Source organism: Bacillus sp. P4_E1, from assembly GCF_056401715.1.
The window spans coordinates 38,691-54,712 of record NZ_JBFUIV010000022.1; the positions used below are offsets into that span (position 1 = coordinate 38,691).

The window sequence follows — 16,022 nt, forward strand, 5'->3', positions numbered from 1 at the left end:
TGTTTTACTCGAAAAGTTTTTTAATGTTTAAAAAACATTACATTGCCATTGTATAAGATGATTGGCACGCTGTCTACAATAAAGTGTCAGAAAACTGAAATCGCTTTATTCTTTTTCGAAAATAATAATGTTTATATACCAAAATAAAAAATAAGCTGTGAATATACAGCTTATTTTTGAATCATATCTTTAATTGGCGCGAATGATTTTCGATGTTCTTCTAATACTCCATGTACTTCAATCGCTTCTAAATGCTGTTTCGTCCCATATCCCATATGTTGTTCGAATCCATATGCAGGATACTTTCCTCCTAACTCTTTCATCATGCGATCTCTCGTCACTTTCGCAATAATAGATGCAGCTGAAATAGAGACACTTTTCGCATCACCTTTAATGATTGATGTTTGCGGAATTGATGTAGGAAGCTTCATCGCATCGATTAATAAATATTCTGGTGTACATGATAAATTAGCAACGGCATCTAACATCGCTTGCTTCGTCGCTTGATAAATATTTATTTCATCAATAACTTGTGGTGATATAATTCCAACTCCAATCGCAATTGCATGCTCTTTAATTTCATCATAAAAACGCTCACGTTTCGCTTCACTTAATTTTTTCGAGTCATTTAATCCTGGAATATAAAAATCTTCCGGAAGGACGACTGCCGCCGTCACAACCGGTCCTGCTAACGGCCCACGACCCACTTCATCAATACCAGCAATGTATGTGAGCCCTTTTTCACGTAACTCATTTTCGTACTTTGACATTTCTAGAAATTTTTCTCTTTCTTTTTGCGCTAACTCTTTTTGTTTATACCACTTCAAAATTAGTTTTTGAACACCTTTTCGCTCATCTTTCACTAACATTTGAAAACGCTCGTCTTCTTCATTCATAATTTCTTGCAGCAAACATTCCGCTTCATGAATAGTCATTTTTTGCATCTATTTACACTCCTTTTAAACGTAACCAAAAAGAAAAGACGTACAAACGCACGTCTTATACTTCTTCTACTTTTTCCGCATCTTCTACCTGCTCTGCAAACTCTTCTGGTGTTTCAAATGTCATTTTTCCTAATCTTCCACCACGAAGCTCACGAAGTATAAGCTCAGATGTTTTATCATAATCAATCATTCCGCCGCCCATTAAGCAACCTCTATTTTTTCCAATTGCATCAAATAACTCCACAATTTCTTCTGGAATGTCATTTAAATTATATCGCTCTTTTAAACGTTCCGGATAATGTTTTTCCATAAAACGTAACGCATAAATAGCTACATCCTGTAGATTTAATATAGAATCTTTAATTGCACCAGTCGTCGCTAAACGAAGACCAACTAATTCATCTTCAAATTTAGGCCACAAAATACCTGGTGTATCTAATAATTCCATTTCTTTCCCAACTTTAATCCACTGCTGGGCCGTTGTCACACCAGGACGATCTCCTGTTTTTGCTATATTCTTCTTCGCTAATTTATTAATTAGTGTAGATTTACCAACGTTTGGAATACCTACAATTAAAGCACGAATTGCTCTTGGTCTAATGCCTTTAGCAACCATTTTATCGAATTTTTCTTTGACAAGAACTTTACAAGCTGCTGCAATTTCTTTCATACCTTGTCCAGCTTGCGCATTAATTGAAATTGCCTTTTGACCTCTTTCATCAAAATATGCAATCCACTGCTTTGTAAGACGATCATCCGCCATATCCGCTTTATTTAAAACAACAAGCCTTGGTTTATGTGTAATAATTTCATCAATCATTGGATTACGAGAAGATAAAGGTAATCGAGCATCTACAAGCTCAATTACAACATCAATTAACTTTAATTTTTCTGTTACTTGGCGTCTAGCCTTTGCCATATGTCCTGGGAACCATTGAATTACCATGTTGCCACCTTCTTTTTCTTTTATTTCACAATACGCGCATCTTTTAACGGCCAATATAGCATATTTGCTTTACCAATCACTTGGTCCATTGAAATTGTACCAATCGAACGGCTATCTTTACTAAAACGACGATTATCGCCTAAAACAAATAATTGACCTTCTGGAACAGTTTTCTTTCCTGTCATTTCTTCAAGAGTAAAATCATATGTAAGCGGTCCGTCAGCAAGTTGTTTTTTCTGCTTATCTAAATACGGCTCCTCATAAGGTTTCCCGTTAACATATAGTTTATCATTACGGTATTCGATTTCGTCGCCTGGCAGGCCAATAATACGCTTAATATAATCTTTTTCTTCCGTCGCTCGGAATACAATAATATCAAAGCGTTTCGGATCACCTATGTGATAGCCAATTTTATTAACAATCATTCGATCACGGTCATGTAAAGTCGGCGACATCGATACACCGTCTACGAGAATTGGGGCAAAGAAAAACTGTCTAATTACGCCCGCTAATACAACAGCAATCAAAATTGCTTTGATCCATTCCCAAAGTGAGCTCTTCTCTTTCTTCATGCTTTCCCCTCCACTGTTATGTAAGCTGCTCGTATTATACCAAAATTTCATATAGATTGGAAAAAGGGAGCTTGTGTATTTACAAGCTCCCATACATGTCTTATCGAATTTCTTTAATACGTGCTTTTTTACCGCGAAGGTTACGTAAGTAGTATAACTTAGCACGACGTACTTTACCACGGCGAAGTACTTCGATGTTCGCGATTCTTGGCGTGTGAACTGGGAATGTACGCTCAACACCTACACCGTAAGAAATCTTACGAACTGTGAATGTTTCACTGATTCCGCCACCACGACGTTTAATTACAACACCTTCGAAAAGCTGAATTCTTTCACGAGTTCCCTCAACTACTTTTACGTGTACACGTAAAGTGTCTCCAGGACGGAATGAAGGAAGGTCAGTTTTCAATTGGCCTTTTGTGATTTCTGTGATTAATTGTTGCATATTAAATTCTCTCCTTTAAACAGATGCTCTTATAAAGTCTTATTAAATTACAGCGGAACATCGTTAATACGGCTACTGATTTCAGTAGCACAAATGTTATAATAGCATATTGCTAGGACTGTTGCAATAGAAAATATATCAAGCCCTTATCGGTCTTCTTTAATCTGTTCCAGCCATTTCTCTTCTTGCTTAGATAATTCTCGTTCTTCCAGTAAATCCGGTCTACGTGTGTATGTACGACGTAGTGACTCTTTATGGCGCCATTCATCAATGTTTTTATGATTTCCTGACATTAGTACATCCGGTACCTTCATACCACGAAAATCAGCAGGACGTGTATAATGTGGGTGTTCTAACAAACCTGTGCTAAAAGAGTCTTCCACTTGTGACGTTTGATTCCCAAGCACTCCTGGCAAAAGACGTACAACACTGTCAGTGACTACCATAGAAGCCAATTCTCCACCCGTTAATACGTAATCCCCAATAGAAATCTCATCTGTTACAAGATGCTCACGAATTCGTTCATCGTATCCTTCATAATGGCCACATACAAAAATAACATGCTCTTCTCCAGCAAGCTCTTCTGCCTTCTTCTGCGTGAAACGCTCTCCTTGTGGACACATTAAGACGATTCTCGGCTTACGGTCTGTTTCCTTCGTTAACTCTTCTACCGCGTCAAAGATAGGCTGTGGGGTTAATACCATACCAGCGCCCCCACCATACGGATAATCATCTACACTATTATGCTTACTAGTTGTATACTCACGAAAATTGACAACACGAAGCTCTACCGCTTCTTTTTCTTGTGCTTTCTTTAAAATTGAAGAACCAAATACACCCGTAAACATATCTGGAAACAATGTTAAAATGTCAATTTTCATTATAGTAGCCCTTCCATTACATGAATGGTTACTAATTTATTTTCAATGTTAACTTGAAGTACAACGTCATCAATATAAGGAATTAACAAATCTTGACCCTTTGGACGTTTAATCACCCAAACGTCATTCGCACCAGGAGATAGAATCTCTTTGATTGTCCCTAACGCTTCTCCTTCTTCCGTTACAACGTTGCAACCAATAATTTCATGGTAGTAGTATTCACCTTCAGCTAGTTCGCCTAACTGCTCTTCTGGTACTTTTATTAAAGAACCTTTTAACTTCTCTACTTCATCTACATTGTTGTATCCTTCAAGTGTTAATAAATCAAATGTCTTATGTTGACGATGAGAAGTTACCTTCACTGTAAGGTAGTCTGTACCTTTCTCATCCCATATGTATAACGTGTTCCCTACTTTATATCGCTCTTCTGGAAAATCAGTACGAGAAATAACACGAATTTCTCCTTTTACGCCATGAGTATTTACAATTTTCCCTACATTAAACCATTTTGTCATAAATAGTATGTCACCCCTGGTTTCTATATAAATTAAGCATTTCCATTTTATATATGGACCATGCAATTTCTCTTTAAATGTTAAAAAAGGGAGAGGAAATAACTCCTCGCCCTTTTTACGTTTATTGAATTTCCAGTGTGACGTTCTCATCATTATGATGTCCCACTGAATACAAGAGCATTCTAATCGCTTTCGCAACTTTCCCTTGCTTTCCAATGACTTTTCCAACATCCTCAGGATGTACAGTTAATCGATACTTTATTTCTCCGTTGCAAAGTTCCTGTGTAACTTTTACATCTCCAGGATGATCCACAAGAGGTTTAACAATTGTCTCGACTAACATCTTCATTGTCATTGCCTCAATTACTTACCTTGTTTAGATAAGTGGAATTTCTCCATGATACCTTGGTTAGAGAAAAGGTTACGAACTGTATCAGATGGTTTAGCACCATTTCCTAACCATTTTAATGCTGCTTCTTCGTTGATCTTAACTTCCGCTGGTTGAGCAACCGGATTGTAAGTACCGATTTCCTCAATGAAACGTCCGTCACGAGGAGAACGAGAATCTGCAACAACTACACGATAGAAAGGAGTTTTTTTAGCTCCCATACGTTTTAAACGAATTTTAACTGCCATTTATAAAGCACCTCCGAATTTATTTCACACAGATAATTATATTAGCAAAAAGACTATTGCTTTGTAAAGTATTTTTTCTTAACAGAGCCATCTTTTTTCCTTACATGAATGGAAACTTCAATCCACCTAGTCCTTTTTTCTTACCTTTTTGCATTCCCGTCATCGTCTTCATCATTTTTTTCATATCATCAAATTGCTTGATTAGACGATTGATTTCTTGTACCGTTGTACCGCTACCTTTGGCAATGCGCTTTTTACGACTAGCATTGATTATTTCCGGTTGTTCTCGTTCTACTTTAGTCATAGAACGAATAATTGCCTCAATATGCCCAATTTGTTTTTCATCAACTTGTGCATTTTTCAGCCCTTTAATTTTATTTGCACCAGGAAGCATTCCTAACAATTCGTCAAGCGGTCCAAGTTGACGCACTTGTCCAAGTTGTTCTAGGAAATCGTCAAGCGTAAACGAAAGCGTACGCATTTTTTGCTCAAGTTCTTTTGCTTTCTCTTCATCAACTGTAGCTTGCGCTTTTTCAATTAATGTTAAGACGTCGCCCATCCCTAAAATACGGGATGCCATACGTTCTGGATGGAACGCTTCAATTGCATCTAGTTTTTCACCCATACCAGCGAATTTAATTGGTGTATTTGTTACAGCCTTAATAGATAATGCCGCACCACCGCGCGTATCACCATCTAATTTCGTTAATACAACACCTGTTAATCCTAACTGTTCATGGAAACTTTGTGCTACATTTACCGCGTCTTGTCCTGTCATCGCATCGACAACAAGGAAAATTTCATCCGGTTTCGCAACTTCTTTGACTTTTGCTAATTCACCCATTAGTTCTTCATCAATATGCAGGCGACCCGCTGTATCGATTAAAACGTAATCGTGATGATCTTCTTTTGCTTTCGCAATCGCTTGTTTCGCAATTTCAACCGGACTTACTTGATCTCCTAAGGAGAAAACAGGCATGTCCAATTGCTTCCCTAATGTTTCAAGCTGTTTAATCGCTGCTGGACGGTAAATATCCGCTGCAACAAGCATCGGTTTACGATTATGCTTTTTACGAAGCAAATTTGCAAGCTTACCTGTCGTCGTTGTTTTACCCGCACCTTGCAGACCAACCATCATTATAACAGTAGGTGGCTTATTAGCAACAGCAATTTTGCTTTGCTCTCCGCCCATAAGTTCTGTAAGTTCTTCCTGTACGATTTTAATTACTTGTTGTCCAGGTGTCAAACTTTTCATTACATCTTGTCCGACAGCACGCTCAGACACACGCTTTATAAAATCTTTTACTACTTTAAAGTTAACATCCGCTTCTAAAAGAGCTAGACGAACTTCTCTCATCATTTCTTTTACATCGGCTTCAGAAACTTTTCCTTTGCCGCGGATTTTTTGCATTGTCTGTTGAAGTCGGTCGGCTAATCCTTCAAATGCCATATTGCCGCCCTCCTAATCTAATTTTTCGATAGCTTCAACAACTTGTTTCATTTCTTCATTCACATGCTCTTCTTCGCTGAGTAGCTGTTTTAGCTTTGCAACAAGTCGCTGTCGCTCTTGAAACTTTTGAAGTAATACTAATTTATCTTCATATTCTTCAAGCATCGCTTCAGTCCGTTTAATGTTATCATACACGGCTTGGCGACTTACATCAAATTCTTCCGCAATTTCACCAAGAGATAAATCATCTAGATAATAAAGCGACATATAACTTCTTTGTTTTTGCGTTAACAACGATTGATAAAAATCAAATAAATAGTTCATTCTCGTTGTTTTCTCGAGCATGTTGGATCATCCTTTGTTAAGTGATTTACCTTTACATGACTTAGTTTACATGGAGTATAAAAGAGTGTCAAGTTTTTTTCTTAACATCACATATTTTTATAAAAAAAGAAGCGGAAATACCGCTTCTTTCACTTACACTTCTTCTGTTTCTACTACGTTCGCAAACAAACCATAAACATATTGTTCTGGATCAAACTGTTGCAGATCATCCATTTGCTCTCCGAGCCCAACAAATTTCACCGGAACATCCATTTCGTTACGAATCGCTAAGACGATACCACCTTTAGCAGTTCCATCTAACTTCGTTAAAACAATACCAGTAACATTCGTTGCTTCACGGAATGTTTTCGCTTGGCTTAAACCATTTTGCCCTGTTGTTGCATCAATAACAAGTAATACTTCATGAGGAGCCCCTGGTACTTCACGCTCAATTACGCGCTTCACTTTCTCTAACTCATTCATTAAGTTTACTTTATTTTGTAAGCGTCCCGCTGTATCACATAGCAATACATCCACTTTACGGGCCTTTGCCGCTTGTACAGCATCATACATAACAGCCGCTGGATCAGATCCTGACCCTTGTTTAATTACTTCTACACCAACACGATCGCCCCATACTTCTAATTGCTCAATCGCCCCAGCACGGAATGTATCTCCTGCCGCCAATAGGACAGACTTACCTTCTGATTTAAATTTATGTGCAAGCTTACCAATCGTCGTCGTTTTCCCCACACCATTCACACCAACAAATAAAACTACTGTTAATTGATCCTCTTGTATATTAACTTCATTACTAAAATCGCTGTCACCTTTGTAAATGCCCACTAGCTTTTCAGAAATAACAGCCTGTACTTCTTTCGGATCTTGAATGTTACGACGTTGCACTTCTTCTTTCAACTGATCAATTAATTCCATCACTGTCGAAACTCCGACATCCGCACTAATTAAAATTTCTTCTAATTCTTCAAAGAAATCTTCGTCTATTTTGCGGTAACGGTACACTAAGTCATTTACTTTATCAGCAAATGAATTTCTCGTTTTTTCTAATCCTTGTTTAAACTTCTCTGTTACCGTATCCGTTTGTTTTGAAATTTTTTCTTTTAATTTTTTTAAAAAGCTCATACTTCCCATCCTTCCTATCTACTTGCAACAAGTTCTTCGCCATCATCTAAACGAACAGAAACAAGCTTCGACACCCCTGATTCTTGCATTGTTACACCGTACAATACATCAGACTCTTCCATTGTACCTTTTCGGTGTGTAATTACAATAAACTGCGTTTCATCACTAAATTTCTTTAAATACTGCGCAAAACGAGCAACGTTTGCCTCATCAAGAGCTGCTTCCACTTCATCTAGAACACAGAATGGAACTGGGCGTACTTTTAAAATACCAAATAAGAGCGCAATTGCCGTTAAAGCACGCTCTCCCCCTGAAAGTAAACCTAAATTTTGTAGTTTCTTCCCTGGTGGTTGCGCTACAATATCAATACCCGTATTTAGTAAATCTTCTGGGTTTGTCATTACTAAATCCGCTCTTCCACCTCCGAATAATTCAGAGAATACAGATTGAAACTCTGTTCGAATCCCTTCGAACGTAGTAGAAAAGCGTTTTTTCATCTCTTCATCCATTTCCGTAATAAGTTGATGCAATGTCGATTTCGCTTCTTCTAGGTCATCTCTTTGCTCTAATAAGAATGTATGGCGCTCTGCTACACGTTCATATTCATCAATTGCCCCTAAATTTACTGCGCCTAACTCTTCAATGGATAGTTTAATTAGTTTCACCTTTTTACGTGCATCTTCTGCAGGCATCATCATTGTATACTTAAGTTTTGCTGCTTCAAATGAAATAGTATATGTTTCACGTAAATGTTGCAATCTATTTTCCAGCTCTACATCAAGTCGGTTAATTTTCACTTCTTGATCTTTCAGCATCTCAAGAATATATTTATGTTTACCTATTGTTTCTTTCACACCGCACTCTAAATGCTCGACTCTTTCTTGCAATGATACGCGTTGTTCACGACGAGAACGAATTAACTCCGAAGTTTGATTACGATCATACGCTTTCTTCTCAATCATATTCGTAATTTGTTCTTCGCCACTTGAATTAGATGTCATCTCTTGCTTTAAGAACGCTAAATCTTCTTTCGTTTTTACAAGCGTCGCATCAGTCTCTTCCTTTTCCTTCGTCAAACGTTCGACTTTTTCTTTTTGATTAGACAAACGTTGTTGTTGTTCAGCAGCTTGTACTTTTAGCTCCGTCATTTCCTTCTGAACTTTTTCTTTTGAAGAATATTGTTCACTTTTTTGTTTCGTTAAAACGACGATTTTGCTATCTAATTCCCCAATCTCAACTTGAAGAGTCGCTAAAATCTTTTCTAACTCTTCTTTGCGCCCTTGCATTTTTACTTGATCTTGTAAAAATCCTTCAATCTCTAAATCGTAAATCGATAAACGATCATTAATACGATGTTCATCTAATTCTAAACGATTAATTTCTTCTCTTAGCTTCTGTTCATCTACACGTTCGGTCTCTACACCTTGGCGTAGCTCTCGTATTTGTACTTCTTTTTCTTGAATCTCTTGCTTTACTGCTTTAACAAAGTTTTCTAGCTTTGTTGTTTTTTCTTCCATGTCAGTTAGTTTTTTAGTCCACTCTTCAAGTTCACGTTGACGTCCCAATAAAGAGGATTTCGCCTGTTTTACAGCTCCACCCGTCATAGAACCACCCGGGTTCACTACGTCACCTTCGAGTGTTACAATACGATAGCGGTATTGCAGTTGTTTCGCTAACTCATTTGCTCCGCGTAAATCTTTCGCAACAACAACTGTACCTAATAAACTTGAAACTACATTCTCATATTTATTATTGTACTGCACAAGTTCTGCCGCTACACCGACAAACGATGGATGCTGATTCACAATGCGTAATTGATCAAATGATAGCGATCGGCTTTTAATAACAGCTTGAGGTAAAAACGTTGCACGGCCATGTTTATTTTGCTTTAAAAATGCAATTGCATTACGAGCATGCTCTTCTGTTTGTACTACGATATGTTGCATCGCTGCCCCAAGGGCGATTTCCATTGCGATTTCATATTCTTTCGGCACAGTCAGAAGTTCTGCAACAGCTCCCTCAATACCTTGTAGTCTATTTTCTCTAGCCTTTAATACTTCACGTACCCCTTGATAGAAGCCAGAGTAGTCCTCTTGCATCTCTTCTAACATTTCTTTACGAGAGCGCGCCTGTTGCACAAATTGATACGCTTGATACAGTTTCGTTTCATTTTCACTATACTGTGACTTACATTTCCCAAGTGCCGTTTCTGTCTTCTGTATGTTAGAAATAATGCCAGCTATTTTCTCTCTCGCTTGCTCATAACTGTCTACAAGTTTCGCCTTTTTCGCTGTAATTTCCACACGCATCTGTACATACTTTTCATTTTCTTCATCAAGTCGTTCGTTTTTAGAGTTTTGCTGTTTTGATTGTTCTTCAATCATAGATAATTCATTACGAAGACTTGCTTGTTGATTTAAAAGTTCAATATAGTCACCTTTTAAATTCTCAATTTGTTCCTCTAAATTCTCAGCAAAAGTCGCAAGTAATTGCTCGTTATCATGCAATTTCTTCTCCAATTCTTTTACTTGATTCACAAATTGCATTAAAGCTTCTGTACTTGTTTCAATTTCGCCATCATAACTTGTAGTTTTCTCTGTTAACTCAACAATTAGCTTTTCAAGCTGCGCACAATGTGTCGTTGCATTTTGCTTTCTTTCCTTTAACAGCTCGCGTTGCCCTTCTAGTTTTTCTAGTTCTTTACTAGACAGAAGTAGAACTTCTTGTAAGGAATTTACAGATTCATCAACGGCTTGTAATTGCCCGCGTAATTCCTCAAGCTCTTCTTCACTTTTTTGTAAGTTCGCCGACATTTTAGCTTCTTCATCTTTATTATGCCCAAATTGATTTCGAAGCGCTTCCCACTTTTCATGTAATTCTTCAATTTCATGTACAATAAGCGCAGCTTCTACTTTCTCTAATTCTTCTTTTTTCTCAAGATAATCTTTCGCAATAGAAGCTTGTCTTTCTAGTGGTTCTACTTGACTACTTAATTCGTGAATAATATCTTGTACACGATTTAAGTTTTCTTGTGTTTCCGCCAATTTCCCTTCAGCTTTCTTTTTACGAAGTTTATATTTCAGCACACCCGCAGCTTCTTCAAATACACCACGACGTTCTTCTGATTTACTACTCAAAATCTCTTCGACTTTCCCCTGGCTAATAATCGAAAAAGCTTCCCTTCCCATACCAGAGTCCATAAATAAATCAATAATATCTTTTAATCTACAAGATTGTTTATTAATATAAAAATCACTATCACCCGAACGAGATACACGACGCGTTACACACACCTCGTTATACTCAATCGGTAAGCGTTGGTCTTCATTATTTAAAGTTAATGTAACTTCAGCAACATTAACCGCTCTTCTCGTATCACTGCCGGCAAAAATAATATCCTCCATCTTTGCACCGCGTAATGACTTTGCAGATTGTTCACCAAGTACCCAGCGAATTGCATCAGTAATATTACTTTTCCCGCTCCCGTTAGGTCCTACTACAGAAGTTACACCTGGAACAAAATCGACAGATACACGCTCAGCAAAAGACTTAAATCCTGCTATTTCTAATCTTTTTAAAAACACGAAAGGCCTTCCTCCTATTCTCCGTTGTTGTAAACGTTGTCTGTACGAAAACAAACTACTATACGGATTTCCCACTCCTTTTATTTATAAATAAAAGGAAAGTTTCATTCTATGCATAAGGAATCCCCCTCATTCAAAGGGGGATTCCTCATGATTGTTCTTTTAATTTTTTCAATGCTTCTGCAGCAGCTTGTTGCTCTGCCTCTTTTTTTGACTTACCACTTCCAAGACCTAATGCCTCATTATTTAAAGTTACACGGGACACAAATTCTCGGTTATGGGCCGGTCCTTTTTCTTGCAAAATTTGATACTCAACATTGCCACTACCATCACGCTGAATCAATTCTTGCAATTGACTCTTATAATCCATCACATGAGAAAAAGCACCTTCATTAATTTTTGGATATACAACTTCTTTTAAGTAACCCCAAACTGTTTCTAGCCCTTGATCAAGATAAAGGGCACCAATAAACGCTTCAAAGACATCCGCTAATAAAGCTGGTCGTTCACGTCCACCCGTCATTTCCTCACCTTTCCCTAATAAAACAAGGCTACCAAATGACATTTCGTTTGCAAAACGAACAAGAGATGGCTCACATACAATAGCTGCACGTAGTTTTGTTAACTCTCCTTCGCTCATTGTCGGATATTTTTGAAACAGATACTGTGATACAGTGAGTTCCAATACAGCATCGCCAAGAAACTCAAGACGCTCATTGTCCTCATGCGGTTTTTTTCGATGCTCATTCACATACGATGAATGCGTAAACGCTTGAATCAATAATTTTTCATCTGTAAACGTAATACCTATCTCTTCTTGAAATACTTTAAAAGCTTCACGATATTTTGCTTCGTATTTTTTTTCTCTATGTTTTCGGTACGGCATAGGTCCCTCCAGATATAAGCCGAGAAGCCCCGTTAAAAAACGGGACTTCACTTAAGCATTATAGATGACTCTCTATGTAAGTCACAGCATCGCCAACAGTAGCAATCTTTTCAGCATCTTCATCAGAAATTTCCATTTCGAATTCATCTTCTAATTGCATTACAAGTTCTACTACATCTAGGGAGTCTGCGCCTAAATCTTCTTTGAAGCTTGCAGCTGGTACTACTTCAGTTTCTTCTACTCCTAAACGATCAACGACAATTTTGGTTACACGCTCTAAAACATCTGCCATTCTATTCACCTCCCCTCAAATATTATATAAAATATTGTCCAAAAAAACTAGGTGAAATCGATTCTTTTATTACATTACCATACCGCCATCAACATTTAACGTTTGACCTGTAACATATTTACTTTGATCAGAAGCAAAAAACGTTACAGTATTTGCGATATCTTGTGCTTCTCCAAACTGAGCTGCAGGAATTAATTTTAACATTTCGGCTTTTATATTTTCATCTAATACATCCGTCATATCAGTTGCAATAAACCCTGGAGCAATTGCATTTACAGTAATATTTCGGCTCGCTAATTCTTTTGCTGATGTTTTTGTTAATCCAATTACACCAGCTTTAGCAGCAACATAATTTGCTTGTCCTGGGTTTCCTGTTACACCAACAACAGAAGCGATATTAATAATACGTCCATGACGTTGACGCATCATATAGCGCGATACTGCTTTCGTACATAAGAAAACACCTTTTAAGTTTGTATTAATAACTGTATCCCATTCTTCTTCTTTCATACGCATTAATAAATTATCTTTTGTTACACCAGCGTTATTTACAAGAATATCAACTTGTCCAAACGTATCTACAGTTTGTTTCACCATTGCAGTAACATCATCAGCATTTGCAACATCTGCTCTTACTGCAATGGCATCTGAACCTAATTTCTTTATTTCATCAACTACTTCATTCGCCTTTTGCTCATTACCAGCATAATTTACTACAACATTTGCCCCTTGTTTCGCTAAATCAATAGCAATCGCACGACCAATCCCACGTGAAGCACCAGTTACTAATGCTACTTTCCCTTTTAACATCAGCTTTCTCCTCTCAAATTTGAAATGGTATCTTTTAATGTCTCTTCATCATATACCGCATATGCTTTCACTGAAGAATCAATCGACTTCATAAGACCAGCAAGTACTTTTCCAGGTCCGATTTCAATAAATGTATCTACCCCTTGATTCACCATATACTCAATAGATGGGTACCATAATACAGGCGAATAAAGCTGTTCAATTAGCTTTGCTTGAATATCTGTACCACGCGTAATAACATCTGCCGTAACATTTGCAATAACAGGAATATTCGTGTCTTGAATTGTAATTTCATTTAAAACACTTTGGAATTTCTCAGCAGCTGGTTTCATAAGCGAGGAATGAAACGGTCCACTTACTTTGAGCGGAATTGCTCTTTTAGCACCATTTTCTTTCGCTCTTTGAGAAGCAAGCTCTACTCCTTGCTTTGTTCCAGAAATAACAATTTGCTTCGTACTATTCATATTAGCAATTTGTACTGCATATCCTTCACTTGTTACTTCTTCTGTAACTCGTTTCAGCATATCCGGATCCGCACCTAAAATAGCTGCCATTGCACCTTCCCCGCCTGGAACAGCTTCTTCCATATATTCCCCGCGTTTCCTTACAGCATATACAGCGTCTTCGAATGTTAATGCACCAGCAGCTACAAGAGCGCTATATTCACCTAAACTATGTCCTGCGACAAAATCAGGTGTAATATCATACTCCTTCAAAGCTGTTAAAATTGCAAAGCTCGTTGTTAATAGTGCCGGCTGCGCATTTGTCGTTAATGTTAACTTTTCTTGCGGTCCTTCAAAAATCACTTCTGAAAGAGAATCATGCAAAACCTCATCCGCTTTTGCAAACACTTTCGCAACCTCTTTATTATTCTCCGCTAACTGTCTACCCATTCCAACTGCCTGTGAACCTTGGCCCGGAAAAAGAAATGCTATTTTTCCCATTTCAAATCCTCCTCTTATTGAAGCGGCTCCTTCTCCATTACACTTGAAATTGTAGGAATTACTTCTTTCGCTACCATTTCTCTCGTTTGACGAATCGCACTAAATATCGATTGGTCATTAGAAGAACCGTGAGCCTTAATGACAGGAGCTTTCAATCCAAACAACGCCGCTCCCCCATACTCCGAATAATCCATTTTATCTTTCAATACCATAAGTTTTGGTTTTAATACCGCTGCTGCTAATTTGCTCGTAAACGAACTCATTAATTGTTCTTTTAACATAGAGAATAACGCAAGTGCTGTTCCTTCTAATGATTTTAGCGCTACATTACCCGTAAAACCATCACATACAACAACGTCTGCTACACCTTGCAATAAATCTCTTGATTCAACGTTTCCAACGAAATTAATTGGTGCATCCTTGAGCATAGCAAAGACTTGTTTTGAAAGCTCGTTTCCTTTACCATCCTCTGTTCCAACGTTTAAAAGTCCAACGCGTGGATTTTTAATTCCTCTTACCTTCTCTGCGTAAACAGAGCCCATTACTGCATATTGATATAAATGAATTGGTTTTGCATCAACGTTGGCTCCAACATCTAACATAACAAAACCTTCTCCATCAACAGTTGGCATTGTAGGTGATAAAGCTGGTCGTTCAATTCCTTCCATACGACCAACAACAAACAATCCAGCTGCCATCAAAGCTCCTGTACTACCTGCTGATATACAAGCATCCGCTACGCCGTCTTTTACTTGCTGCGCCGCTAGTACCATTGAAGCTTGTTTTTTTCGACGAACCGCTCTTACTGGTTCGTCTGTCGATTCAATTTTTTCGTCCGTATGAAGTATAGTAATTCGCTCTTCACTCGTTAAATATTGACGAATTCCCTCTTCTTTCCCTACTAACGTAATATGTAAATCTGAGTATTCCTTAATAGCTTTCATTGCTCCTAATACTACAGCCTTTGGTGCATGATCGCCGCCCATTGCATCTATTGCGATTTTCATAAGTTGTTACCTTCCTCACTATAATTACTAGATCGATACATTTCAAAAGTGCCTGTAAAGACAAGTTCTTCTCCAACAAAACTACGCACTTTGACAACCGTCCGTCCTTTATCATTCTCTACATCTTCAACACGTACTTTTGCAACAACACGCTCTCCTAATTTTACAGGACGAATATATCGAATGGTGGACTTTGCAGTTAAAGCTAATTCTTCATCAATAACCGCAACAGCTAGTGAGTTTGCTTGTGCAAACAAATGATGCCCACGAGCAATTTGATTTCTTTTAAATACATGTTCTACCTTTACTTCAAAGATAGAAATCGCATGTCTATCTAATTCTATATCAATAATTTCTCCGACAACCTCTTCTAACGGTAAAGATTTCACGTCTTCTTCATGTTGTTTTGTAGCCACATGCTTAATTCGTTCTCTTAATTCAGGAATAGATAATTCCATACGATCAAGACGAACAGTTTGTATGCTCACTTGAAATTTTTCCGCTAAATCTTCATCCGTTATAAAAGGATTCGTTTCTATTGTTTGTTGTAATAATTCTTGTCTTTCTTTTTTACTTCTTCTTTTTTTCATACCGCACCATCCATTTTTATGACTAGGTACTAAAAGTAGTATATAATCATTAA

18 protein-coding genes are annotated in these 16,022 nt (G+C 37.6%); all 18 read right to left on the reverse strand.

Going from position 1 to position 16,022, the window contains the following annotated elements; translation table 11 throughout:
• Positions 1 to 170: 170 nt before the first annotated feature.
• The gene (locus tag AC1DS7_RS23975; protein WP_002014527.1) at positions 171 to 944 is read right to left on the reverse strand and encodes a ribonuclease HII; all 774 of its coding nucleotides are present in this window, start codon (positions 942 to 944) and stop codon (positions 171 to 173) included.
• A 55-nt stretch (positions 945 to 999) separates the two neighbouring features.
• A complete protein-coding gene (ylqF, locus tag AC1DS7_RS23980; protein WP_002014526.1) occupies positions 1,000 to 1,890 on the reverse strand; it encodes a ribosome biogenesis GTPase YlqF in 891 nt (296 codons plus the stop codon).
• Positions 1,891 to 1,910: 20 nt separating this feature from the next.
• Positions 1,911 to 2,462: a signal peptidase I gene (gene lepB / locus AC1DS7_RS23985; RefSeq protein WP_002066791.1), complete on the reverse strand. Its 552-nt coding sequence runs from the start codon at positions 2,460 to 2,462 to the stop codon at positions 1,911 to 1,913.
• A 100-nt stretch (positions 2,463 to 2,562) separates the two neighbouring features.
• The gene (gene rplS / locus AC1DS7_RS23990; protein ID WP_002014524.1) at positions 2,563 to 2,907 is read right to left on the reverse strand and encodes a 50S ribosomal protein L19; all 345 of its coding nucleotides are present in this window, start codon (positions 2,905 to 2,907) and stop codon (positions 2,563 to 2,565) included.
• Positions 2,908 to 3,053: 146 nt separating this feature from the next.
• A complete protein-coding gene (gene trmD / locus AC1DS7_RS23995; protein WP_002014522.1) occupies positions 3,054 to 3,788 on the reverse strand; it encodes a tRNA (guanosine(37)-N1)-methyltransferase TrmD in 735 nt (244 codons plus the stop codon).
• The gene (gene rimM / locus AC1DS7_RS24000) at positions 3,788 to 4,303 is read right to left on the reverse strand and encodes a ribosome maturation factor RimM (RefSeq protein ID WP_002014521.1); all 516 of its coding nucleotides are present in this window, start codon (positions 4,301 to 4,303) and stop codon (positions 3,788 to 3,790) included. Before rimM ends, trmD begins: the two co-directional genes overlap by 1 nt.
• A 121-nt stretch (positions 4,304 to 4,424) precedes the next feature.
• Positions 4,425 to 4,652 carry a KH domain-containing protein gene (locus AC1DS7_RS24005; protein ID WP_002088196.1) on the reverse strand — a complete coding sequence of 76 codons (228 nt, stop codon included), beginning with the start codon at positions 4,650 to 4,652 and terminating at the stop codon, positions 4,425 to 4,427.
• Between the two features lie 14 nt (positions 4,653 to 4,666).
• A complete protein-coding gene (gene rpsP / locus AC1DS7_RS24010) occupies positions 4,667 to 4,939 on the reverse strand; it encodes a 30S ribosomal protein S16 (RefSeq protein ID WP_000268750.1) in 273 nt (90 codons plus the stop codon).
• 100 nt (positions 4,940 to 5,039) lie between these two features.
• On the reverse strand, positions 5,040 to 6,389 hold the full coding sequence (gene ffh, locus AC1DS7_RS24015; RefSeq protein WP_002014519.1) for a signal recognition particle protein: 1,350 nt from the start codon (positions 6,387 to 6,389) through the stop codon (positions 5,040 to 5,042).
• 12 nt (positions 6,390 to 6,401) lie between these two features.
• On the reverse strand, positions 6,402 to 6,734 hold the full coding sequence (locus AC1DS7_RS24020; RefSeq protein ID WP_002033794.1) for a putative DNA-binding protein: 333 nt from the start codon (positions 6,732 to 6,734) through the stop codon (positions 6,402 to 6,404).
• Positions 6,735 to 6,866: 132 nt separating this feature from the next.
• Positions 6,867 to 7,856, reverse strand: coding sequence for a signal recognition particle-docking protein FtsY (gene ftsY, locus AC1DS7_RS24025; RefSeq protein WP_002088200.1), 990 nt, complete (start codon positions 7,854 to 7,856; stop codon positions 6,867 to 6,869).
• 14 nt (positions 7,857 to 7,870) lie between these two features.
• On the reverse strand, positions 7,871 to 11,440 hold the full coding sequence (gene smc, locus AC1DS7_RS24030) for a chromosome segregation protein SMC (RefSeq protein WP_476999245.1): 3,570 nt from the start codon (positions 11,438 to 11,440) through the stop codon (positions 7,871 to 7,873).
• Positions 11,441 to 11,588: 148 nt separating this feature from the next.
• Positions 11,589 to 12,326 carry a ribonuclease III gene (gene rncS, locus AC1DS7_RS24035; RefSeq protein ID WP_002033792.1) on the reverse strand — a complete coding sequence of 246 codons (738 nt, stop codon included), beginning with the start codon at positions 12,324 to 12,326 and terminating at the stop codon, positions 11,589 to 11,591.
• A gap of 58 nt (positions 12,327 to 12,384) precedes the next feature.
• Positions 12,385 to 12,618 carry an acyl carrier protein gene (gene acpP / locus AC1DS7_RS24040; RefSeq protein WP_002014515.1) on the reverse strand — a complete coding sequence of 78 codons (234 nt, stop codon included), beginning with the start codon at positions 12,616 to 12,618 and terminating at the stop codon, positions 12,385 to 12,387.
• Positions 12,619 to 12,687: 69 nt separating this feature from the next.
• The gene (gene fabG, locus AC1DS7_RS24045; protein ID WP_002014514.1) at positions 12,688 to 13,428 is read right to left on the reverse strand and encodes a 3-oxoacyl-[acyl-carrier-protein] reductase; all 741 of its coding nucleotides are present in this window, start codon (positions 13,426 to 13,428) and stop codon (positions 12,688 to 12,690) included.
• Positions 13,428 to 14,372 carry an ACP S-malonyltransferase gene (gene fabD, locus AC1DS7_RS24050; RefSeq protein ID WP_002128825.1) on the reverse strand — a complete coding sequence of 315 codons (945 nt, stop codon included), beginning with the start codon at positions 14,370 to 14,372 and terminating at the stop codon, positions 13,428 to 13,430. Before fabD ends, fabG begins: the two co-directional genes overlap by 1 nt.
• A gap of 14 nt (positions 14,373 to 14,386) precedes the next feature.
• Positions 14,387 to 15,379: a phosphate acyltransferase PlsX gene (gene plsX, locus AC1DS7_RS24055; RefSeq protein ID WP_002128828.1), complete on the reverse strand. Its 993-nt coding sequence runs from the start codon at positions 15,377 to 15,379 to the stop codon at positions 14,387 to 14,389.
• A complete protein-coding gene (fapR, locus tag AC1DS7_RS24060; protein WP_000747354.1) occupies positions 15,376 to 15,969 on the reverse strand; it encodes a transcription factor FapR in 594 nt (197 codons plus the stop codon). The genes plsX and fapR overlap by 4 nt, the downstream gene beginning before the upstream one ends.
• Between the last annotated feature and the right edge of the window lie 53 nt (positions 15,970 to 16,022).

Coding starts and splice junctions, on each gene's coding strand:
- AC1DS7_RS24005 (WP_002088196.1), bottom strand. CDS start 4,652: ATGAAGATGTTAGTCGAGACAATTGTTAAACCTCTTGTGGATCATCCT.
- fapR (WP_000747354.1), bottom strand. CDS start 15,969: ATGAAAAAAAGAAGAAGTAAAAAAGAAAGACAAGAATTATTACAACAA.
- AC1DS7_RS24020 (WP_002033794.1), bottom strand. CDS start 6,734: ATGCTCGAGAAAACAACGAGAATGAACTATTTATTTGATTTTTATCAA.
- rimM (WP_002014521.1), bottom strand. CDS start 4,303: ATGACAAAATGGTTTAATGTAGGGAAAATTGTAAATACTCATGGCGTA.
- ffh (WP_002014519.1), bottom strand. CDS start 6,389: ATGGCATTTGAAGGATTAGCCGACCGACTTCAACAGACAATGCAAAAA.
- ftsY (WP_002088200.1), bottom strand. CDS start 7,856: ATGAGCTTTTTAAAAAAATTAAAAGAAAAAATTTCAAAACAAACGGAT.
- rncS (WP_002033792.1), bottom strand. CDS start 12,326: ATGCCGTACCGAAAACATAGAGAAAAAAAATACGAAGCAAAATATCGT.
- rpsP (WP_000268750.1), bottom strand. CDS start 4,939: ATGGCAGTTAAAATTCGTTTAAAACGTATGGGAGCTAAAAAAACTCCT.
- acpP (WP_002014515.1), bottom strand. CDS start 12,618: ATGGCAGATGTTTTAGAGCGTGTAACCAAAATTGTCGTTGATCGTTTA.
- fabD (WP_002128825.1), bottom strand. CDS start 14,372: ATGGGAAAAATAGCATTTCTTTTTCCGGGCCAAGGTTCACAGGCAGTT.
- rplS (WP_002014524.1), bottom strand. CDS start 2,907: ATGCAACAATTAATCACAGAAATCACAAAAGGCCAATTGAAAACTGAC.
- fabG (WP_002014514.1), bottom strand. CDS start 13,428: ATGTTAAAAGGGAAAGTAGCATTAGTAACTGGTGCTTCACGTGGGATT.
- lepB (WP_002066791.1), bottom strand. CDS start 2,462: ATGAAGAAAGAGAAGAGCTCACTTTGGGAATGGATCAAAGCAATTTTG.
- trmD (WP_002014522.1), bottom strand. CDS start 3,788: ATGAAAATTGACATTTTAACATTGTTTCCAGATATGTTTACGGGTGTA.
- AC1DS7_RS23975 (WP_002014527.1), bottom strand. CDS start 944: ATGCAAAAAATGACTATTCATGAAGCGGAATGTTTGCTGCAAGAAATT.
- ylqF (WP_002014526.1), bottom strand. CDS start 1,890: ATGGTAATTCAATGGTTCCCAGGACATATGGCAAAGGCTAGACGCCAA.
- plsX (WP_002128828.1), bottom strand. CDS start 15,379: ATGAAAATCGCAATAGATGCAATGGGCGGCGATCATGCACCAAAGGCT.